We start from the raw sequence: 22499 nt of genomic DNA on the forward strand, positions 1-22499 counted from the left end.
ATCCCCATGCCGACTCCGCCTATCACCCAAACCGTTATCGATTGCACCTCACTCACCACCCGTGAAATCAATCAGACTCTCAAAGCTCTTGCCGCAGAGGGAGTTGAACAGGTTGATGTGCTGCATCCAACCGGACGGCATAACCTGGCAGTCGGCATCGATTCACCCATGGCAATCCGGGTTCAGGGTTCGGTCGGTTATTTCTGCGGTGGATTGAGCGATCGCATTAGTTTAGATATATATGGTTCCTGTGGTTGGTCGGTGGGCGAAAATTTGATGTCGGGGCAGATCACCATCCACGGCAATGCCTCTGCCAACGCTGCCGCATCTGCCAGAGGGGGCACCATCGCCATCTTAGGAAATGCCGGGTCGCGTGCTGCCATTTCGCTCAAAGGGGCAACGGTGATCGTGCAAGGCAATGTCGGGCATAGCAGTGCCTTCATGATGCAACAGGGACGGCTGATCATTTGCGGCAATGCTGGAGAAAACCTGGGCGACTCCATGTATGACGGCGAGATTTTTGTCGGTGGTGACATCCGCTCTCTCGGTGCCGATGCCCGTTACGATTCTCTGACCGAGGCAGACTGGCAACGCCTTGAGCAAGACCTGATCCCTCTGGGAATTGCTGCTAAAACCTTCGATTTCAAAAAAGTCATCTGTGCTCAAGAGCTGTACCATTTCACAGCCAAAGATTTCAATAAGTTCAAAGATGCTTATTGAGGAAAAAGGCTCGTTTGCAGGGGCGAACAGCCGTTCGCCCCTGCAACAAATCATCAACGTTATTTAATTCCCACTCCTAATACCGTTTTCATATGAAGATGCGCCGAATTGAAAGAGGGGGGTGAAGGGGGCGTTGCCCCCTTCGTGGGGGTTTCACCCCCACACCCCTGCTCAAAAAATTGCAGCCTCATATTTAATTGGTATAAGCTCTCCGTTTCAAGTGTTAAATCGCTTTCCCCTATCCCTATTCCCTACTGCTATCCACTATGGAACATCGTATTCAAAGTACTAGCCAAACCTTTACACCCGAAGTCATTCAGGCGATTCAAGATCGGGCGGAGTTGGGGCGATATATGATTCGGGGGTTTGGCGCACTGCGAAATTTACCTCGATTGGATGATCTGGTGTTTCTCACGGCATCGCTGACCCGTCTTCCCTTGGAAGGCTATCGAGAAAAATGCACGACCAAAACACTCTTGGGAACGCGCTATGCTAAGCGCCCGATGGAGTTAGAGATTCCTATTACGATCGCGGGCATGAGTTTTGGTGCTCTATCCCGCCATGCCAAAATTGCCTTAGGACAGGCAGCCACCTGGTTAGGCACTTCGACGACAACGGGGGATGGGGGGATGTTGCCTGCCGAACGGGAAGCCTCTAAAAAGCTGGTCTATCAATGTTTGCCGTCGCGTTATGGGTTCAATCCAGCGGATGTGAAACGGGCAGATGCGATCGAAATTGTCGTCGGTCAAGGGGCAAAACCTGGTGGCGGTGGGTTATTGCTGGGGCAAAAAGTAAATCAAGTCGTGGCAGGAATGCGGACGTTACCGGAAGGAGTCGATCAGCGATCGCCCTGCCGTCATCCGGATTGGATTGGACCCGATGACCTCAAAATTAAGATCGAAGAACTGCGCGAAGCCACCGATTGGGAAATTCCCATTTACGTCAAAATGGGGGCTACACGGGTTAAAGATGATGTCAAGCTGGCAATCAAAGCCGGAGCCGATGTGATTGTGTTGGATGGGATGGAAGGCGGCACCGCCGCGACCCAGAGCATCTTCCAGGAAAATGTGGGCATTCCAACCTTACCCGCGATTGTGCAAGCCGTCGAAGCCCTGAAGGAAAGTGGGGTGTATGGCGAAGTGCAACTTCTGGTGTCGGGCGGCATTCGGTCGGGGCCAGATGTAGCCAAAGCATTAGCACTGGGGGCAGATGCCGTCAGCATTGGGACAGCAAGCCTGATTGCGATGGGATGCAACAAACCTATTTATCTAGAGGATTATCATGCACTTGGCACCGAACCCTATCACTGTCACCACTGTCATACGGGGCTATGTCCCGTCGGCATCACGACCCAAGACGAGGCGTTAATGAAACGACTGCCAATTGAAGAAGCTGCCACCCACGTTGCCAATTACCTCCAGGCAATGGTGATGGAAGCTCAGAGTATTGCGCGTGCCTGCGGCAAATCCGACGTTCACAACTTAGAACGAGAAGATTTGGTGGCACTGACCTTAGAAGCATCGGCGATGGCAAAAGTACCGTTGGCAGGCACCGATTTCATTATGGGGCAATAGACAGAGGAGTGTGGGGCGGCTTCGCCGCCCCACACTCCTCTGCCCAATCCTCGATCTAACGCATTAAAGCAAATCTTGGAAACGGGGATCGGCTTGCAATTGTTTCAACACTTGTTTGATTTCTTGCGTCCGATCTTTTTTGACAATCAAGGTTACTTTCTTGTCGCGCACAATCACCGTATCTTCTAAACCAATGGTGACGATCAGGTCATCTTCATCAGTGGCATACAACAATGACCCATGCGTATCTAAGCCGACATGTCGTGCCAGTTCGACATTGGGATCATCTTCTTTGAGTAAGCGTTCGATCGCATTCCAATCGCCCAGGTCATCCCAACTGAAATTCACGGGAATAACATATGCCTTCTGGGTTTTTTCCATCAAAGCATAGTCAATGCTGAGCTTGGGTAAGTCTGGATAAACCGAGGGACCCTGCTGTTCCAGGGGTTTGATGATATCGGGCGCATGGAGCCGCAGTTCTTCTAGTGCCGTTTTTGCCTGGAAGATAAACATCCCCGCGTTCCAGCTAAACTGACCACTGGCAACAAATGCTTCAGCTGTTGGGCGATCGGGTTTTTCGGTAAAGCGCGTCACGGTATAGGCAACCAGGCCCTCAAACTCGCCGATTGGTTCGCCCTGCTCAATATAGCCATATCCCGTCGAGGCATAAGCGGGTGCGATCCCCAATGTGGCGATCGCCCTTTGGGTTTTAGCTAACTCCACCGCAGCCCGTAAGGTTTGATGAAACGCGGCTTCATCGCCAATCCAATGGTCAGCAGGAAAAAAGCCAATCACCGCCTCTTCACCACACCGCTGGGCAATCTCTAGCGTCGTCCAGGCAACAGCGGGAGCTGTATCACGCCCTTCCACTTCAACCAATAAATTTTCATGCGGCAAGTCAGGCAACTGTTCCTTGACACCCTCTGCCAGATGCGATGCGGTAATCACCCATAACCCTTGCCACCCCCCTGAAGCTTCCAGGAGGCGATCGGCAGTCGCCTGGAGTAAACTTTTGCCACTGCCATCCAGGCTGAGAAATTGCTTGGGTTTATCCTTACGGCTCAGAGGCCAAAACCGCTCTCCTTTACCGCCTGCCAAAATTACAGGGATCATGTCTACCTACTCGTTAGGGGCTATATTCTACAAATCGCCCCCATCCTATCAGGGTTTTTCTTGACTTCCAGACAGTTGCACACAGGACTTAATCGCATCTTCATGATTTGTGAATGAAGATGAATCACCGCTAAACTCTGGTCAGACCATCGGATGATTTTGCCCCGTATTCGTCCTCCGATCTATTTAGAGCTTAAAATCCTCATAAAAATAACTGAATACTTTTTATGGGAGATTGCGGCGGAGCCGCAATCTCCCATAAAAAGTGTGGGTTTTAATTTTGTAATTATCCTATCTGCAAACGGAATAGAAGCGTTACGTTTTTAGGACTGGAGGGCAAAAAATTAACTCGTCGGCAGCGATCGCCAACCTGTCCAACACCTACAAGTTTGCCGACTCCAAAGAACACATCATCGACCTGCTACAGCGAGTCTGCACTGTCAGCGTAAAGACAATGGAAATCATTCAACAAATGCCCGATACCGTTGAGCATCAGGGGTAATATGAAAGCCCTTGCAGCGATTCAAGAACAGTTACAGGCAGGGAGCTTTGAATTTACACGCCATGCCTTTAAGAGAGCGATCGAGCGTGACATTAGTGAACAAGAACTTCGCGAAGTTGCTGAGAATTTAGAGGTGATTGAGGATTACCCAGATGATAAATACTCCCCCAGTTTTTTATTGCTGGGTTTTACGAAGGGCGATCGCGCTCTACATATTCAGGTTTCACGAATAGAATCAGATACCACAAAAATTATTACGCTGTATGAACCGGATGAAAATGAATGGATTGATTATAGAACCAGGAGGAAATGATGTTTAAATGCCATGTTTGCAGTTCAGAAGAGTCTCATCAAGAATTAGTCAGCGAAATTTTCCAGATCGATGGGAATTTTTATCTAGTTGAGCAAATTCCTGCAACAGTCTGTTCTCATTGTGGCGAGGAGAGCTTTAGTCGAGAGACGACCGAACAGATTCGGGTGATGCTGCATGCCGAGACACAACCCATTAAATCAATTTCTGTGGACGTATTTGCGTATCAACCTAAATCAAAAGCTTCTTGAGTATGAAGGCAAAAATTGTCTTTGGATGAGGAGAAGTTTTATGGCATTTAGTGATTACAAAAGTCTTGAACAAGTACAGCAAGAATTTCAAATTCGTTATCAAGAAGCAGACGTTGTGCCGGAATTATGGATTGACGTTCCAGCTCTGTTTCTGAATGAATTTGACTTTAACCTAACGGTAATGGATGCTTTTTCCTCCGAAGCCGCTCGATGTGAATTGGTGATCTTTCCAGTCATCAGAGAGGTTTATAAGCGTTATGCCGACAAAGCAGCACTCTGGGTACAAAAATCATTCACTGTGGATGGAACACTCTGCGGTGCACCCGACTATATGCTGTCCCAAAAATCTAGTTTGGGTAAAACGATTTTGGAATCCCCCCTTGTACTCATCGTGGAAGCCAAGCGTAATGACTTTGAACAAGGCTGGGGACAGTGCCTTGCTGAACTCGTTGCGGCAGATCGCCTCAATTCCCATTCCCGCCCTGTTTACGGCATTGTTACAGATGGCAAACTATGGGAATTTGGACGGTTACACAATCAGATTTTCACAAAAAATTTAGCGAGTTATACCCTCACCGATTTAGAAAAACTATTTTTCGTGCTGAACGGACTATTCGATTTAGCAACTCAAGATTTAAAGGTTGAAATTGCACCATGACACAGGCACTTGAGCAACGCTGTTGTCCAAATCAACCCAAGATTACGAGTCTCCGCGCGGAGCGCGGAGACTCACACAACCCTTGCCCTACTCAACCCTCGACTGCTGGAACAGATCATGCAGAAGGATTCCACACCGAGTGGAGTTCTACGCAATCTAGTTAGAACATCAGGGGTATGGGGGCGGTGCCCCCATACCCCCATTTCCCAACCTTACGGGTAACAAGCAAGACTAAGAACATAGTGCCTTAGCATGATGCCGCATGTGGTCTGCAATAAATGTAGAAATAAAGTAGTAACTGTGGTCATAGCCCGGTTGCATTCGCAATATCAACGACTTCCCCGCTTTAGCGCAGGCTTGCTCAAAGACTTGAGGTAATAACTGCTGTTGTAAAAACGGGTCAGCCGTTCCCTGATCAATCAAGATCGGTTGGTTAAAGTCCGAAGTCAGCACCAATTCGCTGGCATCATAGGCACGCCACAACGACTGATCGGGTCCCAGGTAATGGGTGAAGGCTTTTTGCCCCCAGGGACACTGCATCGGAGCCGCGATCGCCGCAAAGGCTGAAACCGACCGATAGCGATCGCTATTCCGCAGCGCACAGACTAAGGCACCATGTCCGCCCATCGAATGCCCAAAAATGCCCTGAGCCTTCGGTTGAACCGGGAAGTTGGCAGCGATCGCCTGGGGCAACTCATCCACCACATAGCTATACATCTGGTAGTGCTGGCTCCAGGGTGCCACGGTTGCATCCACATAAAACCCTGCACCCGTACCAAAATCCCAGCTATCCTCTTCCCCTGGAATACCGGCATGACGAGGACTGGTATCGGGCGCAACCAAAATCAGCCCATAGTCTGCTGCCAGCCGTTGCGCTCCGGCTTTGACCATAAAGTTTTCTTCGGTGCAGGTTAAGCCCGACAGAAAATACAACACCGGCAGAGGCGTTTGGCTGGCTTGGGGGGGCAGATACACCGAAAACCGCATCTCCAGCTTGCAGGCTTGAGAATAGTGGCTATAAAAGCTCAACTGTCCCCCAAAACACGTGTGTTGGGCGTTGAGTGTTAGAGATTCAGACATGGTTGAGAGCTTCTAAAACGGCGAGATCAGTCTTGAGCAGCGATCGCCAACTTCATGGGGTGGCTAAAGTCGCCCGTAATGACGACCCCCCGCTGGTTGGCATGAAGATGGCGGACAATTTTGTAAATCGTCTCAATCTGGTCGGGCGCACCGGCAGTGGTTGCCAGTTCACTTAACGATAGCGGTTTGCCTGCGGCTTTTAAGACCTGAACCACCTGGCGTTGTAAATCTAAAACAGCAGCAGCGGCTTTCTTCCCCGCTTCCACCCCCGGTTGGTGATAGGCATTGATGTTGACCAAAAAGGCATAGAAACCGACCGCTCGTTCGTATAACGCAATCAACGCCCCGACGGCTTGCGAATCGACGGTAGGAATGGTGATGGTAATGGAATCGCGATGGTTTTCATACAGCGCCTGTCGAGTGCCCTGGAGCAAGCCCGACAAATAATCCCCCGAAGTCACACCCGGTTCCACTTCGATCGAAGGTCCCTGGCGATCGCTCAACACTTCAATAAACGTGAGAAAGAAATTGGGCACCCCTTCCCGCAACTGCTGCACATAGGCGTGCTGGTCGGTTGAGCCTTTGTTGCCATACACGGCAATGCCCTGATAGACCGTGTTGCCGTCCAGATCTTTTTCTTTGCCCAACGACTCCATCACCAGTTGTTGCAGGTAGCGCGAAAACAGCAGCAAGCTATCTTTATAGGGCAACACCACCATATCTTTTTCGCCCTTACCCTGCCCCGAGGCATACCAGCTCAATGCCAGCAGGGCGGCTGGATTGCCTTGGAGATTGGGGACACGAGTAGCCACATCCATTGCCTTTGCTCCAGCCAACATGGCATCGATGTCAACACCCTGCAAAGCTGCTGGTAATAAGCCAACGGCTGATAATTCCGACGTTCGACCTCCCACCCAGTCATGCATCGGGAAGACCTCCAACCAGCCTTCTGCTTTGGCTTGTTGGTCTAAGCGACTGCCGTAGCTCGTCACCGCGATCGCATGTTTGGCAAAATCCAATCCGTTCTGCTTAAAGGCACTTTGCACTTCTAACATGCCATTGCGAGCTTCGGGCGTGCCCCCCGATTTAGAAATGGTGATGACCAGAGTTGTGGTCAGGCGACTTTTCAAGGTCGCTAACGTCCGATCGATGCCGGTGGGATCACTATTGTCGATAAAGTGAATCGCCATCGGTGGGTTAACCGCACTCAACGCTTCTGCGACAAACTGCGGTCCTAACGCCGAGCCGCCAATTCCAATCGACAACACATCGGTAAACTTGCCCCCCTGAGGCGGTGTAATCACCCCCGTATGCACTTTCTGGGTGAAACTGTGAATTTGCTCTAACGTACTGACAATATCGTGCTTCAGTTCAGCATTCGGAGCCAGATCTGGGTCACGCAGCCAGTAGTGCCCCACCATCCGGTTTTCATCCGGGTTGGCGATCGCCCCTGCTTCTAATGCCGTCATTTGTTGAAATGCCTGTTCAAACTTCGGCTGCATTTCCTTGACAAAAGCTTCGTCAAACCGCATTCGGCTGACATCCAAATAAAATCCGAGCCCCTCATGATAATAAAGCCAGTCTTGGTAACGTTGCCAGAGTGCAGAGGCATCCATAGAAAATTTTCAACCTATCGCATTGACCAATCACAGTTTACCGACTGACCATTACAATCTAAAACAATTCCTCTTAACACACCCGTCCCCAGTATGGAAAGCTTCATCATCTCAATTGTGATTTTTACGGCAATTTATGCCGTGTTTTCGTTGGGGCTGAATCTTCAGTGGGGGTTTACGGGTTTACTCAACTTCGGGCACGTCGCCTTTATGACGGTCGGTGCCTACACAACAGTATTGCTGAGTATGGCAGGGGTGCCCCTGGCGATCGCGGCGCTGGCAGGTGGGGCGCTCGCGGCTCTGTTGGGACTATTAATTGGCTTATCCACCTTGCGACTGCGAACCGATTATTTGGCGATCGTCACCATTGGCATTTCAGAACTGATCCGATTAGTCGCAGTGAATGAGCAATGGCTGACACGGGGGACGTTGGGCTTGCAACGCTTTCCGTTGCCCTTAGCAACCTTCAACCCCAATCTCCTCCTCCGCATCGGCATGATTGCGGTGTTGACGACGATCGTGGGCTTAGCCTACCGACAACTCTGGCAATGGCTGCGACTGAGTGTCAAGGGCATCTCTAGTCAGGCGTTGTTGACCCGATCGAGTGCGGCACTGATTTATCTCGGCTCCCTCTCCCTGGTACTCGCGGGCGTCGGCATTACTGCCAAGCAACTCAAACTTGCCAATACAATTCCACCCTGGGGATTGGGGCTGATGTTGCTGGGAGCGATCGCCCTGACCTGTGGATTTTATATCTGGCTCGGAAAAGTCTTCTCAGCGCGAATTTCTGATTGGGCAAAGGGCTTGAGCCTGATCTTTACGCTGGTCTGTGCTGCGATCGGACTGTGTGCCTTTGGATATGCCAGTGCAGCGCTATATCACTATGACAACAATCCCAGTAAAACCGGACTGATGTGGGTGTCGGTGTTAACTGTGGCGTTAGTCTATTGGGGCTTAGAAAAACTTGTGCGATCGCCCTGGGGCAGAGTCCTCAAAGCCATTCGCGAAGATGAAGAAATCGCCAAAGCTCTGGGTAAAAATGTGTTTTGGTATAAGTTGCAATCGCTGATGCTGGGCGGCTTTTGCGCCGGGATTGCGGGCGCACTTTACGCGTGGCAACTGACCATTGTCTATCCCGATAATTTTTTCCCGTTGATTACGTTCAACGCCTGGACGATTATTGTCTTAGGGGGAGCAGGCAGCAATGTTGGCACCTTGTTGGGAGCCACAATTTTTTGGGGCTACGACAGCATTACTCGGTTTATTCTCAAAGATATTGTGCCGTTGGATGACGCCAGCCTGGGATCATTTCGGATTATGGTCATCGGGTTAATCTTGATCGGGCTGATGCGTTGGCGTCCGCAAGGGATTTTGGGTAAGCAGGAGGAATTGAGCCTTGGACGGTGATATAACGAGCGATTCCAGCACTTTCTCAACGCCAGCCTCAAACCGTAGTCCTCACAATGACCTACCTGCCCTGCTGACGGCTAACCGCGTGTGCAAAAGTTTTGGCGGCATCCGGGCCGTCGATAACGCGTCTATTCAGGTTCCCCAGGGCAGCATTACAGGCTTGATTGGTCCCAATGGGGCGGGAAAAACGACGCTGTTTAATCTGCTGTCGAGTTTCATCCAGATTGATAGTGGAGACGTGCTGTTTGACGGGGAACCCATCCAGGATTTATTGCCCCATCAAGTGGCGCAACAGGGGTTAATTCGCACTTTTCAAGTTGCCCGTGTGCTGTCTAAACTCTCGGTGCTAGAAAATATGTTGCTGGCAACCCAACACCAGACGGGTGAGAACTTTTGGAATGTCTGGCTGCGTCCCTGGCAAGTGTTGAAGGAAGAAAAACAACACCGCGATCGCGCCTGGGACATTTTAGAATCTGTGGGCTTAGCTCACATGGCACACGACTATGCCGGGGCACTATCCGGTGGACAGCGGAAGCTCCTGGAAATTGCCCGTGCGTTGATGGTCAATCCCAAATTAATTTTGCTGGACGAACCCGCCGCCGGGGTCAACCCCACCCTGATTAACCAGATTTGCGAACATATCTTGAACTGGAATCGCCAGGGCATGACCTTTCTGATCATCGAACACAACATGGATGTGATTATGACGTTGTGCGATCGCGTTTGGGTGTTAGCGGAAGGTCGCAATCTGGCAACGGGGACACCGGCGGAAGTGCAAACCAATACCCACGTTCTAGAAGCGTATCTGGGCAAGTAACAATAGAGCGCCTTATGTCTGATGAGATAACGGGTGTGGTGAGAGAGCCGCGTTTCACGCGGCTCTCTCACCACACCTTCAATTTCACGCCGTTGGGCATGGCAATGGAGGTCGTGGATTGAATAAAGTTGCCAAATGATATCGATAGATGCCAAGTTTTACTCAAATCTGGGTAAAACTAGATACAAGAGTCCTATTGACTCGCATCACCGAAATAAAACGTTACTTTTTCATCGCCGGTTTATTTTTGCAACAGCATCAACGTCCCCTTGCAAAAATCAAGGCAAACATTCTTGAATCGATGACGTTATCTGTGTTGCTCTACTGGTGCCTAAATCACAACTTGGCAGATACCATAAAAGATTAGTCATAATACCTTCTATAAAGCGAACTGGATAAATCCAGTTGCCATCTTTACCAAAGCTTTAATCTTACACGTAGGGGTTCACCAGTGATTTTTCAATTGACTCAGGTTATGGCTACCCTCCTGCATTCGACTTATCCGATAGAACCCTATGGGCTAGAACACCAACGATTGGGGTCCTAAGCTAACCAACCATTTAGGGAGCTAATCAGATGACAGACCCTAATATTGGTCGTGTATTATCCAATCGCTATGAACTGGGCGAATTGCTCGGTCAGGGTGCGATGGGACGGGTTTATGGTGCTAAAGATGTCTTGCTCGGCGGGGTTTCTGTCGCCGTTAAGTTTTTAGCGCAGACACTCTTGACCCAACGAATGCGCGATCGCTTTGAACGAGAAGCCATGACATGTGCGCTGTTGAGCCAACGCAGCATTCACATTGTGCGGGTGACCGACTATGGCGTGGCGGAAGACGAGATTCCCTACTACGTCATGGAATATTTGCAGGGTGATAACCTCAGTGTCATTGTCAACCAGGAACCCCTGACGTTAGGTCGATTTCTTCACCTGACCCGGCAGATTTGTTTGGGGTTACAGTGTGCGCATCAGGGGATTACGATCGATGGCGAAGTCTGCCCCATTGTGCATCGTGACATCAAACCCAGCAATATCCTCATCACCGAAGACCTCAGCTTTGGCGAACTGGCAAAAATCCTGGATTTTGGGATTGCCAAGATGTTGCAATCGGATAACGACCAGACTAACTGTTTTATGGGAACGCTGGCGTATTCCTCTCCCGAACAGATGGAAGGTCATGAACTAGATGGTCGATCTGACATCTACAGCATGGGTGTGATGATGTTTCAGATGCTTACAGGGAGAATGCCCATTCATGCCGATACGCATACCTTTGGGGGTTGGTACAAAGCGCATCATCATCAGATCCCGCGTAGGTTTGAAGACTCCAACATCAGTATTCAAGTGCCGCTGGTGTTGCAAAACTTAATCTTGAGTTGTCTGGAAAAGTCGCCCGACAATCGCCCTCAGACCGTTGACGAAATTATCAAGGCACTCGAACCCCTAGAACAACGGTATGGAAGGGGTTGGAAGTTAGGGAAGGACATTGAAAAACGGTTACGCAAGATTCCGATTACCGACGATCCGGTCAAACCGTCGGTACTTTCTCCCGATGACATTTGCCGATTTGCCTCATGGCCCAGCACCAAACCCATTGCCGAAATCGTTTTCCCCAGCCCCTTTAGAACGACGAAGGAAATGCTGGCAACCCTTTGGGTAATGCTGAAACGAGACGAGTTAGAAAAACGGTTGGTGTGTACTCGTTACAATCACTTTCTGTTTTTACCGGCACCCCACCCCACGATTTTGTGGCTGACGGTGCTGTACAACCAGCAACATGGCTCTCGCTGGCTGCCTTGCTATCTTGACTTAAAGAATTTTCAGGGTCAGCAAATGACTCGGTTATTGGGGCAATCGGGAGAATATCGGCTGCTGTTTTTTGCGAAAGAAGAACCCAAGAAATGTGTAGGTGTGCAGAAGATTAGCATCGTTCAGGCACAGCAAAAGCTATTGCTGGACTGGGCGACGATGGCTCAAATGGCTCCCGATGTTTCGCAATTCAACTTAAGCAAATCTCAGCTCAAAGCAGAGTTAGACAGGCTAAAACCCCAAATTGAGATGAAGCTAGAAGCGCTATACAGCAGCTCCAATGCCTGATCGATAATTATTCATTGAAGTGAGAGAGCCGCGCGGAGCGCGACTCTCTCACTCCAACCGTGATCCCGTCCGGTGTTATGGGGCGCGGAGCGCCCCACAACACCGTTTCCGTACTTAAACCGCCATATCGGGTTAGGTGGATGAGAAGAGGATCGCTTGCAATTTGAAATATCCGATTTGACATGCCGAATAATCGCAGGATTTCAGGTAATCGAATGGGTGCCACTCATTACGGCTAATCGATTCAAAATAGCTGCCATCTTGTAACGCTTCATCCGGCACGACATCTGTCACGTCGGCATAATACAAATAACAGATTTCATTGGTCTGTGTGCCCACAATATAGTGACCCAGCGATCGCACTGAAGTTTTGTACCCAGCTTCTTCGTAAACTTCGCGCACAGCCGCAACATCTGGCGCTTCCCCGACCTCGATCGCACCTGTAATAGGGCAAGGAAACAATTGCAACGTGCCATCAATATCATCATTGTCAATACACAGCGGTTGTTGCCGAATCAAGACCTCATATTGCCCTGATTGAGTCGTGTTCTGTCTCACCAGAAAAACAGCCACCGAATCTTTGCCCTTGCGTTCTAGATATTGAAAACCTCGGCTGCTTTCTCGAATCACCAGCCACTTTGCATTAAAAATAATCGGGTCTATCGTCATGGGTATCGTGCGATCGCAGATTGTTTTTACTCGTTTTCGACTAGCTTGAGTTCGTGAATATTCCACAACGCACCCCCCAGAGCCGAGTACTTTACCCCTTCAATGCGATCGCGTACCGCAGAGAGCGATAGGGGATTGACGAGATAAATAAACGGCACATGAGCTTGCGCTAGTTTTTGCACCTGGGCATAAATTTCTTTGCGTTTCTCGTCATCTAACTGTTGCCCCCCCTGAATGTACAGTTTGCCAATTTCTGTTTCCCAATCGGCAAAGGTTTGCCCCGTAACGGGGTCTTGGCTGGGGTCAGGGGTTTGGTTAAAGGCATGTAGCCGACCATCGGGTGCCCACACGTTGCGACCGCCATCGGGTTCGACTCCGGCACCGCCAAAGCCCAAAATATGGGCTTCCCAGTCAAGGCTATTGGATAGTTTATCGACCAGGGTATTGAAGGCGATCGGTTGGAAATCGACCTGAATCCCTAATTTACCCAAGTCTTGTTTGATTTGAGAGCCAAGCGCCACCCGTATTTTATTTTCGGCATTGGTAATTAAGGTAAAACGAACCCGATTGCCGTCAGCATCAAGCAATTGTCCGCTCTCGTCATAGCGGAAGCCAGCCTGTTGCAACAGTTTTTTAGCTTGGTCGAGATCATAACTATAGGTGGGCAAGCCCTTTTCAGGGGGAAGGTAATAGGGACTCTGGATATAGATAGGCGAGTTTTGAGGAACCCCTAAACCCTGATAAATATTGTTGATCATGGTCTGGCGATCGATGGCATGGGCGATCGCCTGACGAAATTCTAAAGAGTTAAACCAACGAGATTTGATCGGATTTACTAACGGTGTGCCGTTGCGCTTACCCGTGTTGAGGTTGAAGGTAAGAAAGGTCGTAGACAGGGTCGGTCCACCGTTATAAATGGTGAAATTACCGCGTTCTTCCTCACGTTTGATCAGACTGAAATAGTCGGGGCTAATGCCAATCACATCCAACCCACCCGATCGAAATTGCGTCAACGAGGCATCCGTTGATTCGACAATTTCGATGACATATTGCTGAATATAGGGTTGCGGATTGCCCAGGTCATCTTTGCGCCAATAGTAGGGATTGCGTTCTAGCACAATGCGCTGGCTGGGCGTATAACTCGACAGCATATAAGGACCTGTGCCAACAATCTGATCCAGGGGTGAATCAGTTCCCCAGGTAGACATAAACGCAGGTTCACCCGCCGAATTTGTTTTTTGCAACGCCTCTTGCAATTTATGTTTGGGCAGGATGGTCATGCCACCCGCAAAGCGCAGCAACGGTGCAAAGGGTTCGGGCGATCGAAATTCGACTCGACGTTCATCCAGTTTCGTCACTTTGGGAAACGCGCCTTGTTCACCAACCCGTAAAATGTCTTGTTCGCTACTGGGAATTTTTTCGTTGAAATACAGTTCGTTGTAGGTAAACAGGATGTCGTCTACGGTAAAAGGTTCGCCATCCGACCATTTCAGATCATTTTGCAAGGTAAAAATAATACTTTGCTGATCGTCAGAAATCTCCCACGATTCGGCTAATGCTGGTTCCAATTCTCCTGTTTCACCATTCTCTGTGATCAGTCCTTCAAAAATTAACCCAAAGGCACTGTTCGAATCTTCGCTGGCAATGGGGTTAAAGGTTTTGGGGTCACTGAGGTCACTCACCACGACGCGAGGCACCTGTGCCACCTGCATTTTGAATTGATCGAGGCTACAACCACTGATGGCGATCGCCATCACTACCGTCAAGACCCATGCAAACCACCGCTGCAAAACCGTTATTGAAAACCGCACGACTTTCCTACCCAAGTTTGAGACATTGGACTTTAGACTTTGACTATATAGCAGTCCTCGTCTTCTGACACGGTATTTCAGCCACAGAATTTTGTGGGGGCATCCGTCTCACCGGGCATCCATCGGGCATCCATCATTGCAAAACGGATACTGCCCCAATCCCAAGGCTCTCCCAAAGATCGTTGAGAGAGCGACGGCTCCGCCGTCGCTCTCTCAAAAAGATTGATCGGTGATCTTAACCATCGCTGGCTTTTTGATGGCTCACTTCAATGACGGTGTGGACGTTGCCTCGCGGAGTGAAATCACCGTTTACCGTGACTTCTAGTGGATCACAGGCAGCCACAAAATCATCCAAAATTTGGTTGACCGATTCTTCGTGAGAAATGTAGCGATCGCGATAGCTATTGATATAGAGTTTGAGCGTTTTTAACTCCACGACCGTTTGATCGGGCACGTAGTGGATCGCGATCGTCGCAAAGTCGGGGTAACCGGAAAAGGGACATTTGCACGTAAATTCTGGCAAGGTTACATGAATGGTGTAGCGCCGCCCAATCCGAGGATTTGGGAAGGTCATCAGCTGTCCTTCAGTAATCAGACGTTCGCCATATTTTGTATCTGGCGGAGTCGATTCGGTCGGAATTTCAGTCTCAGAGACGTCAGGTTGGATCAGTTGCATGGTCATAAAGGGGGAATGAGGAACAAATCTGCGGGTTTACTCAAGCCACACGTCTAAAAAAATGCCTTGAGACATGATCTTGCCATTGTCCCGACAGGTTTGACGATCGAACGGTTGCTAACCGCTCAACTTTTTCACCTGCCCAACACCATCGCATGTCAACCGAATGTAGCGGTGTGCAAGTTCGTTAAATGCAGAAACGGTGCTGTGGGGCGCGGAGCGCCCCACAGCACCGTACTGAATCAACCTGCACAGCGCTATAAACGTGCAAATTTCTGCCGATTTTCACCGCTAAACTCACGCATTGTTCAACCATTTCTACAAAAAACTTTTTAATAAATGTCTGTCAAATCACCCTAAATCAATTATCCTGATGCATATTTCCATATCGGTCAGCAGTGCTATTATCGGTTGCATTGCTGATTGAATTGAGTGAGTTCTTTTAGAAAGACGCAACCTAATGAAGTCTCCATCCACTCCATCTATGCCAAATCCTACAGTTTCTAAACAAACGCCATCGGCTGGAAACTACGCGCCATCGGTACCTATCTCGATTTATCGAGAGTTGGCAGCAGAGCTACAAGCAACCAAAACTATGCTGGAGTCGGTCAATACTCAAAATCAGCAATTGCAGCAAGATAACCAATTTCTTCGCCAGGAAATCGAAGGGTTGGTGCAACATGCCGTGAAACTTCAACACGTTTTACATCCCCATACACCTGCGGCTGCGCCAACCCCAGCCCAGGTCGAGGCAACCAGCGTTGCCCAGCAAATTCGGGGGGGTCAGTTTGGCGATCGCCCTTTTCCACCCTCAGCTCCATCGCCCAACGATATCAACAGCGATCGCTTTTCAGATGAGCTATTTACGGAACAAGCCGAAATTTCTTCTCGCCCCAGTAGCGATCGCAAACCACCCAAAGATTTAAGCAGCGTCTGGATGACTCTGGTAGTCGTTGCCATTATCATCACTGCGTTTGGGGCTGGCTTTTTGATTGTTCGCCCGTTATTGACTAAGCGTTAATGACGATAGCATTCTCGTTGCGTCACCGTGTGCCGATAGCGAAATAGGCTATCGAGCTGAGCCAAAACGACCCAACCTCCTAAACACTCCGTTATCCCACCCCCTGGCAACGAAAAGGCGATCGCATCGGTCAGGCGAGTTTTACCATTTTCGTCAGCAAATTGGTGTTGATGCTGCCAGCTGGCAAACGGTCCCTCTACCTGGTCATCGACAAATAGACGGAATGGCTCACAATCTACATGCCGAGCCAGCCACGTCATCGGCACGGGGCCCAACCACAGCCGAAATTCCGTCTCAGCCCCCACACCTAACCCTCCTTCCCGCCGAATCACCTGGACAGGTTGCCAAGGAGGCGTCAAAATTTGCAAAATATCCGGTCGCTCATGGAATCTCCAGACCTCTTCAACTGGAGCATCGATCAGGCTGGAGTGGCGAAAGTGCATCATGGTTCAACGTCCGATTCAGCAGCAGAGAAACAGGAGAAAGCTGGAACAGCCAACCGCGCATGGCTAAAAATGGTAGTCCTAGAAATGTAATGATTTTTTGTGGCGCGAGCGACGCCCGCGCCACAAAAAATCATTACATGAATACCCCTACCCTAAAAATTAACCGCTCACAATGGATCTGCCCCTCGTCTATCATCCCGGTTATGTCGCACCGTTGCCTGCGGGGCATCGCTTTCCAATGGGGAAATTTAGCCAACTGTATGAACGGTTGTTAGCAGACGGCGTTGCCCATCCCCACCAATTTTTTATGCCAGACTTGCCTGACACCGATTGGTTAGCGTTGGTTCATAGCGCCGACTATATTCAACAATACTGCACCGGCACCCTGGACCCGAAAGCCCAACGTCGAATTGGGTTGCCCTGGAGTCCGGCATTGGTCAATCGCACCTGCATTGCCGTAGGTGGCACCATTCTCACTGCACGTCTGGCGTTAGACCATGGGTTAGCCTGTAACACGGCAGGCGGAACGCATCATGCCTTTCCGGATTACGGATCAGGGTTTTGTATTTTTAACGATCTGGCGATCGCCGCTCGTGTGGTTCAGACTTTAGGATTGGCAAGCAAAATTTTGATTGTCGATCTCGATGTTCATCAGGGTGATGGCACAGCCTTAATTTTTCAAAACGATGCCAGCGTCTTCACCTTTTCGATGCATTGCGACGTCAATTTTCCCGGCACCAAGCAACAGAGCGATTTGGATGTCGCCTTACCACAAGGCATGGAAGACGATGCCTATCTGCAAACCCTGGCACACTATCTCCCGGATCTCCTGACCCAGGTTCAACCCGATCTGGTGTTATACGACGCTGGGGTTGACCCTCATGTGGGCGATCGCCTGGGGAAACTAGGACTCACCGACAGCGGCTTATTTCGCCGAGAGATGCAAGTGTTGGGTACCTGTGTTGCAGGAGGCTATCCGGTTGCCTGCGTGATTGGGGGTGGCTATGCCGATGATTTCAATGCTCTGGTCTACCGCCATTCTCTTGTGCATCGCGCTGCCAGCGAAATTTTTCGGCTTTTCATCAATCGCGTTTAACGCATCGAACTGACCTTACCTCCGGCAGGTGGCAGGTGCCGGGGAATCTGGATGGGAGTGATGCCGGGTCTCGGTTTGTCGGCAGGCAATCGCTCAGCAGGAATACTAAACGCACCACTGAATTCGTCCCAGAGCGATCGCTTCGACCGTTGAAAATCTAGCACTGCCAACCCAACCCCTAACAGCAACATCGCCAACCCTGCAATAAAGAGATTGAGCGCTAGTTGAATCAACCCATCCCAGGCAATCAGGGTGCGCAACGCCAAGCCAAAAGTGCTAACTGTAAACAACAGCAGCGCATAAAAGATCACCACAATGCCGTTGTGGGCGGCTCGGTGACGCCGTTTACGCAATTGCACAATATGTTTCAGGTGCGTCAGGCGATCGCTTTTAAAGATCACAGGATTCGTTAACAATGCCAGATATTCACGATTCAGGGTGCGCAACCCCTCGACCGAGGCGATATGTCGCATCAGTAGTACACTGAGCAGCCCGACACAGGCAAGCATCATCAACACCGAGTTGAGAATCAGCTGAAGCAACTGGCTTGTCTGCTCAATCGTCATATCGTAGTCCTATTTGTCTTATTTAATGAATGACCCGATGTGGAAATCTTGTGGGTTTCGGTGCCCTGCAAAAGCAACTTAACACGATTCTTTTAATAGTACAATCGTATTAAGCGATCGCCACAACCTTCTCTCTGATCCAGATCTCGGAAATTAAATTTTTGTAAAAGATCTATCGCCGATCTGTTTTCAGCAAACCAATTTTCTGTGGAAAACTCCCTTTTACCTGTGGAAAACGTTGGGAGAAAGGGTGGAAAAAGTGGGGATAAAAGTGGAAAAAACCCTTGAGTACATATGATCTGTGGGTAAGTTATCCCCTTTTCCCCAAGTTTTCCACAGGCAAATAGAGATTTAGATCCTTGTTACCTAGCGATCCCACGACTTTTTCCACATTTTCCACAAGCCCTACTACTAATAGATCTTTAAATTTTTAAAAAAGACAGAACTAGAGTCCGAACAAAACAAACGAGTCGGTTCAGAACAAAAATTGAACCTGGACTGGAAGGGTGTTACGATCTCGTTCCAAGCCAAAATTGACCAAGGTTACTCTCATCGCCAAACGCCGATCGATTTTAAACGCATCGGTTTTAGCCCTCCGTCAGCTCCTACGTTTCAGTGTTATCCAGCCAGTTCACTTAACCCCGGTCATTGCTCTCGTCATGAAACTCACCTGCAATCAAAACGAACTGAATACGCACCTTTCGCTCGTCAGTCGTGCAGTTCCGTCCCGTCCCAGCCATCCTGTACTAGCCAATATTTTGTTAAATGCGGATGCCACGACTCAAATCATCAGACTGACAGGATTTGATTTGAGTCTGGGGGTGCAAACTAGCTTTCCGGCTCAGGTTGAAGAGGGCGGCACGATTACACTGCCCGCAAAACTGCTATGCGACATCATTGCGCGATTGCCAGAGGGGGAGATTACGCTGGACGATGAATCCGGAGAATCTCTTGTCACCCTGACATGCATTACCGGACGCTATCAAATGCGGGGCATGAGTGCAGATGAATATCCTGAACTGCCAACGATCGAAGGCGAAGGGGTGACCCATTTACCCGTCGAAGCCCTGAGTGAAGGCTTACGGGGGTCTTTGTTTTCTGCCAGTACCGATGAAACCAAGCAAGTTTTAACGGGTGTCCATCTGACGGTTGAACCCGATAATTTGGAATTTGCGGCAACGGATGGGCATCGTTTGGCTGTGGTGGAAACGCCCAATGCGATCGCCGAAGACACTGACAAACCCTCAACCCGTAAAGCAACTACGAACAAAGACGAAACGGCGATCGCTGGATTTGATGTCACCGTTCCGGGCAAAGCCTTAAGGGAATTAGAACGCATGTTGCAACAGCAACACTCTGACTCAGTTGCGGTTCGCTTTGACCAGGGGCAGTTGATTTTTGAATGGGCAAACCAACGTCTCACCAGTCGTTTGCTGGAAGGACAATATCCCAACTATCGGCAACTGATTCCACGCCAATTTTCTCGCCAGATGACGGTCGAACGTCGCCTGCTAATCAGCGGCTTAGAGCGGATTGCGGTTTTAGCCGATCAACGCAACAGCATTGTCAAACTCAGTCTTGATAGCGCTAGTCAGGAATTGGTTCTCTCGGTTGATGCTCAAGATGTTGGCAGTGGACGGGAGTCGTTGCCCGCTCAAATTTCGGGCGATAGTCTGGAAATCGCCTTTAATGTTAAATACCTCCTGGAAGGCTTGAAAGTCTTCACGACGACCGAGATACAGATGCAGTGCAATACTGCCACCAGCCCCTCGATCGTGACGCCTCTGGGAGGCATGAAGATGACCTACCTGGTGATGCCGGTGCAGGTAAGAAGCTAAAACTCGTAGGGGTGAAGTTGTCGGGTGAACGATAACTTTTCCGTTACGGAACCCTTATGCTTCTAATCCAGTTCGGAAAAGTTATGCTTCCAATGCTTTAAGACTTGCTTATTTGCCTCCAATATGGTAGACAGATTGTTCTAAGGCATCCTAACTCACTGTGGAGGAATAAGCAGAATTTATATATAAGCAGATTTGATAAATTTCTGGATTGCTGACCCTGAAGAATTAAGGTCAGTAATCCGACTTCCATTAAAAATAAGCAGATCTGCTGATTGGTGTATAAGTAGGAAAGCTTACTAGCCCGATCTAAGGCTACAATCCGAGCTTCTTTAGGCATAGTTGCCCCTATCTTTATTTTTCTTAATGAAAAGACTTTGCTGCTAACTCCGTCCGAAAGCTCATATAGTTGACAGCATCAGGTATCAAGTATCTTGGAGAACAATTTAGAATTAGTTGAAACAGAAATAATTCTTTTATTGGATTTTAAGTAGACAGTTAGTTAAGTATATCTATCCATTAAATTGGAAGGTTATTCAGTAGCATTAACATTCTCGTAGCCTAAGTTCCTTAAAGTACTTCTCCAAGCATCCATAACTTCAGGCTCTCGAAAATGTCCAGAAGGGATACTAAGAAATTTGCTGACTCTTTGTTTGGAAGGATATATTCCATCTTTGTGCAACTTAGTTGCTATAGCTTCTATCTCTTCACAAGCTTGGTTAAGCCTCTGCTGTTTAATTTTCTTTTGGTAAGTAAGATAGCGTAAAGAAATACTTTTACATAGCTCTTTATCTACCATCCAAAAACTATAAGGATTGTAGCCATTTAACCTAGCAATCTCTGCAAGAGATGATGGGGGTTCGTCTTGACTATCTAAAGCGGATTCTAACAAAGTTTTTATTTTTGTATGTCTTTCTTCTTTGGAAAAGCCACGATGTTCAGCACGACGAGTAGCAACGACATTACATAGATCCGGTGCTATTCTACGTAATGTTTCTGGAGAAGTGTGCAGAATTCTGGCAGCTTCACGTTCATCTGGTGGATAATCATTTTTATAAATTAGTTGTTCAAATCTGCTTCTAATATCTAATATTTTCTGCTGTTCTTTTTCAATTTTCTGCTGTTCTTTTTGTTCGAAATAATATTCATCGATCTGATTGCATAGATCAGGAAAATGTCTGTAAAGAGTTCTCCGCCCCATCCTGAGTTCGTCTGCTATTTTTCTCACAGATTTAAATTCTCTGTTTAGAAGAACTGCTTCAAGCTTTGATTGAACTGATACCTTCTCTTCTGTTGTTGCCTTAAAGGTAACTTTTCGTGGGGAATTTATATTTTGGTTATGACTGGCAGTACTGTCTGATACCAGGTTTTTTTTACACTCTACTTTCTCTTCCTCACATGAGGGATTTTCTTCAATCGAATTTGCTTTAAAGCTAAATTTGATTGAAGCTTTAATTAAGCTTTCGCTCAAGTTTCCTATTAAAAAATCCAATAAGGATAAATTCAAATGATGGCATATTTCCATAATGGCTCTAAGTGAAGGTGCTTTAATTCCTAAATGCCATTTTGTAATTACATCTGGATTTTTATTCACAAGTCGTGAAAAAGCATTTCTATTGCCTTCAGTTAAAACATCAATGCATTGAGTGAGAGAGCTGATAATTTTCTCTTGTGTGCAAGAAGAAGTAATTTCTTGAGACGAAGCTAGTAACTTACCTATATGAGTTGCCGCCCAATTATTAAACGATTGATCTGCTTCAGAATAGAAAGCATCGCTCTCTAATTCAATTGAATTAGCTTGTCCTAACCATTGGGTACATCTCGAGCAGTAACCAGGGCGCGAACGCCACCCAAGTAAGTTCCAAGACTTACCGCAATGCTGGCACTTCTCGTGTAGAAGGCATGAGTGCTGTAGACAAACCTTGATGTCTGTAAATGTCCACAGCAGCGGTGTATAGATTTCGTGATCTGCGTCTCGCCATTCTGAGAGACAGATAGGGCACCAAGCTTCAACTAGACGAAATACTCCTACTGATGGAATAGCCTGAGCAAATGGTAACAATGTTAAAGAAGATAGATCACTTCGTGCAGTGAGAGTTTGTATAATATTGACTGTCTTTAGGGCAATAGAACCTGTTCCATTGAATGCTCTACTTGCCCTAGATCCAAATGACATGCTTGGTTTTTCATTGGAGTTTCTCTCAATCAGGGGAACACACATCTTAGTT

General features: G+C 48.5%; 20 protein-coding genes. 11 read left to right on the forward strand and 9 right to left on the reverse strand.

Annotated elements, in window-relative coordinates; translation table 11 throughout:
* Together ACR6Z4_RS30040 and ACR6Z4_RS30045 are read left to right on the forward strand one after the other, a co-directional pair.
* Positions 1-720, forward strand: a 720-nt coding sequence (locus tag ACR6Z4_RS30040) for a GltB/FmdC/FwdC-like GXGXG domain-containing protein (protein ID WP_479721036.1), incomplete at its 5' end; no start/stop codon positions are given.
* A gap of 266 nt (positions 721-986) precedes the next feature.
* Complete coding sequence (locus ACR6Z4_RS30045; RefSeq protein ID WP_479721037.1) at positions 987-2294, forward strand: FMN-binding glutamate synthase family protein; 1308 nt, start codon at positions 987-989, stop codon at positions 2292-2294.
* A 63-nt stretch (positions 2295-2357) separates the two neighbouring features.
* Here the strand turns inward: ACR6Z4_RS30045 and ACR6Z4_RS30050 are convergent, their stop codons facing one another.
* Positions 2358-3407, reverse strand: a complete 1050-nt coding sequence (locus tag ACR6Z4_RS30050; RefSeq protein ID WP_479721038.1) for a mannose-1-phosphate guanylyltransferase — start codon at positions 3405-3407, stop codon at positions 2358-2360.
* Between the two features lie 503 nt (positions 3408-3910).
* Here ACR6Z4_RS30050 and ACR6Z4_RS30055 point away from each other — a divergent pair.
* From ACR6Z4_RS30055 to ACR6Z4_RS30065, 3 genes are read left to right on the forward strand one after another with little or no spacing between them, the layout of a single operon-like run.
* Positions 3911-4222 carry a DUF4258 domain-containing protein gene (locus ACR6Z4_RS30055; protein WP_479721039.1) on the forward strand — a complete coding sequence of 104 codons (312 nt, stop codon included), beginning with the start codon at positions 3911-3913 and terminating at the stop codon, positions 4220-4222.
* The gene (locus ACR6Z4_RS30060; RefSeq protein ID WP_479721040.1) at positions 4222-4470 is read left to right on the forward strand and encodes a YgiT-type zinc finger protein; all 249 of its coding nucleotides are present in this window, start codon (positions 4222-4224) and stop codon (positions 4468-4470) included. The genes ACR6Z4_RS30055 and ACR6Z4_RS30060 overlap by 1 nt, the downstream gene beginning before the upstream one ends.
* A gap of 40 nt (positions 4471-4510) precedes the next feature.
* Positions 4511-5128 (forward strand): hypothetical protein, encoded by a 618-nt coding sequence (locus ACR6Z4_RS30065; protein ID WP_479721041.1) that lies wholly within the window; start codon positions 4511-4513, stop codon positions 5126-5128.
* Positions 5129-5359: 231 nt separating this feature from the next.
* Here the strand turns inward: ACR6Z4_RS30065 and fghA are convergent, their stop codons facing one another.
* Positions 5360-6208, reverse strand: coding sequence for an S-formylglutathione hydrolase (fghA, locus tag ACR6Z4_RS30070; RefSeq protein WP_479721042.1), 849 nt, complete (start codon positions 6206-6208; stop codon positions 5360-5362).
* A gap of 26 nt (positions 6209-6234) precedes the next feature.
* On the reverse strand, positions 6235-7824 hold the full coding sequence (locus tag ACR6Z4_RS30075; RefSeq protein ID WP_479721043.1) for a glucose-6-phosphate isomerase: 1590 nt from the start codon (positions 7822-7824) through the stop codon (positions 6235-6237).
* Between the two features lie 93 nt (positions 7825-7917).
* Here ACR6Z4_RS30075 and ACR6Z4_RS30080 point away from each other — a divergent pair, with 93 nt between their 5' ends.
* The 3 genes from ACR6Z4_RS30080 to ACR6Z4_RS30090 all read left to right on the forward strand — a co-directional run bounded on the left by ACR6Z4_RS30080 (position 7918) and on the right by ACR6Z4_RS30090 (position 12148).
* Positions 7918-9231, forward strand: coding sequence for a branched-chain amino acid ABC transporter permease (locus ACR6Z4_RS30080; RefSeq protein WP_479721044.1), 1314 nt, complete (start codon positions 7918-7920; stop codon positions 9229-9231).
* A gap of 70 nt (positions 9232-9301) precedes the next feature.
* The gene (locus tag ACR6Z4_RS30085; RefSeq protein ID WP_479721052.1) at positions 9302-10051 is read left to right on the forward strand and encodes an ABC transporter ATP-binding protein; all 750 of its coding nucleotides are present in this window, start codon (positions 9302-9304) and stop codon (positions 10049-10051) included.
* 576 nt (positions 10052-10627) lie between these two features.
* Positions 10628-12148, forward strand: coding sequence for a serine/threonine protein kinase (locus ACR6Z4_RS30090; protein ID WP_479721045.1), 1521 nt, complete (start codon positions 10628-10630; stop codon positions 12146-12148).
* Between the two features lie 132 nt (positions 12149-12280).
* On the opposite strand, the gene ACR6Z4_RS30095 is transcribed toward ACR6Z4_RS30090, so the two are convergent.
* The 3 genes from ACR6Z4_RS30095 to queF all read right to left on the reverse strand — a co-directional run bounded on the left by ACR6Z4_RS30095 (position 12281) and on the right by queF (position 15202).
* Complete coding sequence (locus ACR6Z4_RS30095; RefSeq protein ID WP_479721046.1) at positions 12281-12883, reverse strand: NUDIX hydrolase; 603 nt, start codon at positions 12881-12883, stop codon at positions 12281-12283.
* Positions 12844-14571 (reverse strand): ABC transporter substrate-binding protein, encoded by a 1728-nt coding sequence (locus ACR6Z4_RS30100; RefSeq protein ID WP_479721053.1) that lies wholly within the window; start codon positions 14569-14571, stop codon positions 12844-12846. The genes ACR6Z4_RS30095 and ACR6Z4_RS30100 overlap by 40 nt, the downstream gene beginning before the upstream one ends.
* Positions 14572-14863: 292 nt before the next feature.
* On the reverse strand, positions 14864-15202 hold the full coding sequence (gene queF / locus ACR6Z4_RS30105; protein WP_479721054.1) for a preQ(1) synthase: 339 nt from the start codon (positions 15200-15202) through the stop codon (positions 14864-14866).
* A 586-nt stretch (positions 15203-15788) separates the two neighbouring features.
* Here queF and ACR6Z4_RS30110 point away from each other — a divergent pair.
* A complete protein-coding gene (locus tag ACR6Z4_RS30110; RefSeq protein ID WP_479721047.1) occupies positions 15789-16325 on the forward strand; it encodes a hypothetical protein in 537 nt (178 codons plus the stop codon).
* On the opposite strand, the gene ACR6Z4_RS30115 is transcribed toward ACR6Z4_RS30110, so the two are convergent.
* Positions 16322-16771, reverse strand: a complete 450-nt coding sequence (locus ACR6Z4_RS30115) for an SRPBCC family protein (protein WP_479721048.1) — start codon at positions 16769-16771, stop codon at positions 16322-16324. The two genes, ACR6Z4_RS30110 and ACR6Z4_RS30115, sit on opposite strands and share 4 nt — an antisense overlap.
* Positions 16772-16943: 172 nt before the next feature.
* On the opposite strand from ACR6Z4_RS30115, the gene ACR6Z4_RS30120 reads away from it, so the two are divergent.
* Entirely contained in the window at positions 16944-17867 is a 924-nt protein-coding gene (locus tag ACR6Z4_RS30120) for a histone deacetylase family protein (RefSeq protein ID WP_479721049.1), read from the forward strand.
* Here the strand turns inward: ACR6Z4_RS30120 and ACR6Z4_RS30125 are convergent.
* Positions 17864-18433: a DUF2721 domain-containing protein gene (locus ACR6Z4_RS30125; RefSeq protein ID WP_479721050.1), complete on the reverse strand. Its 570-nt coding sequence runs from the start codon at positions 18431-18433 to the stop codon at positions 17864-17866. The genes ACR6Z4_RS30120 and ACR6Z4_RS30125 overlap by 4 nt on opposite strands.
* Before the next feature lie 659 nt (positions 18434-19092).
* Here ACR6Z4_RS30125 and dnaN point away from each other — a divergent pair.
* Positions 19093-20271 carry a DNA polymerase III subunit beta gene (dnaN, locus tag ACR6Z4_RS30130; protein ID WP_479721055.1) on the forward strand — a complete coding sequence of 393 codons (1179 nt, stop codon included), beginning with the start codon at positions 19093-19095 and terminating at the stop codon, positions 20269-20271.
* Positions 20272-20803: 532 nt separating this feature from the next.
* On the opposite strand, the gene ACR6Z4_RS30135 is transcribed toward dnaN, so the two are convergent.
* The coding region (locus ACR6Z4_RS30135) for a TniQ family protein (protein ID WP_479721051.1) at positions 20804-22499 on the reverse strand (1696 nt) is incomplete at its 5' end.

Source organism: Calyptranema fuscum S582, from assembly GCF_055793305.1.

Coding starts and splice junctions, on each gene's coding strand:
- ACR6Z4_RS30045 (WP_479721037.1), top strand. CDS start 987: ATGGAACATCGTATTCAAAGTACTAGCCAAACCTTTACACCCGAAGTC.
- ACR6Z4_RS30050 (WP_479721038.1), bottom strand. CDS start 3,407: ATGATCCCTGTAATTTTGGCAGGCGGTAAAGGAGAGCGGTTTTGGCCT.
- dnaN (WP_479721055.1), top strand. CDS start 19,093: ATGAAACTCACCTGCAATCAAAACGAACTGAATACGCACCTTTCGCTC.
- ACR6Z4_RS30125 (WP_479721050.1), bottom strand. CDS start 18,433: ATGACGATTGAGCAGACAAGCCAGTTGCTTCAGCTGATTCTCAACTCG.
- ACR6Z4_RS30080 (WP_479721044.1), top strand. CDS start 7,918: ATGGAAAGCTTCATCATCTCAATTGTGATTTTTACGGCAATTTATGCC.
- ACR6Z4_RS30075 (WP_479721043.1), bottom strand. CDS start 7,824: ATGGATGCCTCTGCACTCTGGCAACGTTACCAAGACTGGCTTTATTAT.
- ACR6Z4_RS30090 (WP_479721045.1), top strand. CDS start 10,628: ATGACAGACCCTAATATTGGTCGTGTATTATCCAATCGCTATGAACTG.
- ACR6Z4_RS30055 (WP_479721039.1), top strand. CDS start 3,911: ATGAAAGCCCTTGCAGCGATTCAAGAACAGTTACAGGCAGGGAGCTTT.
- ACR6Z4_RS30065 (WP_479721041.1), top strand. CDS start 4,511: ATGGCATTTAGTGATTACAAAAGTCTTGAACAAGTACAGCAAGAATTT.
- ACR6Z4_RS30100 (WP_479721053.1), bottom strand. CDS start 14,571: ATGGCGATCGCCATCAGTGGTTGTAGCCTCGATCAATTCAAAATGCAG.
- queF (WP_479721054.1), bottom strand. CDS start 15,202: ATGACCTTCCCAAATCCTCGGATTGGGCGGCGCTACACCATTCATGTA.
- ACR6Z4_RS30120 (WP_479721049.1), top strand. CDS start 16,944: ATGGATCTGCCCCTCGTCTATCATCCCGGTTATGTCGCACCGTTGCCT.
- fghA (WP_479721042.1), bottom strand. CDS start 6,208: ATGTCTGAATCTCTAACACTCAACGCCCAACACACGTGTTTTGGGGGA.
- ACR6Z4_RS30060 (WP_479721040.1), top strand. CDS start 4,222: ATGTTTAAATGCCATGTTTGCAGTTCAGAAGAGTCTCATCAAGAATTA.
- ACR6Z4_RS30115 (WP_479721048.1), bottom strand. CDS start 16,771: ATGATGCACTTTCGCCACTCCAGCCTGATCGATGCTCCAGTTGAAGAG.
- ACR6Z4_RS30110 (WP_479721047.1), top strand. CDS start 15,789: ATGCCAAATCCTACAGTTTCTAAACAAACGCCATCGGCTGGAAACTAC.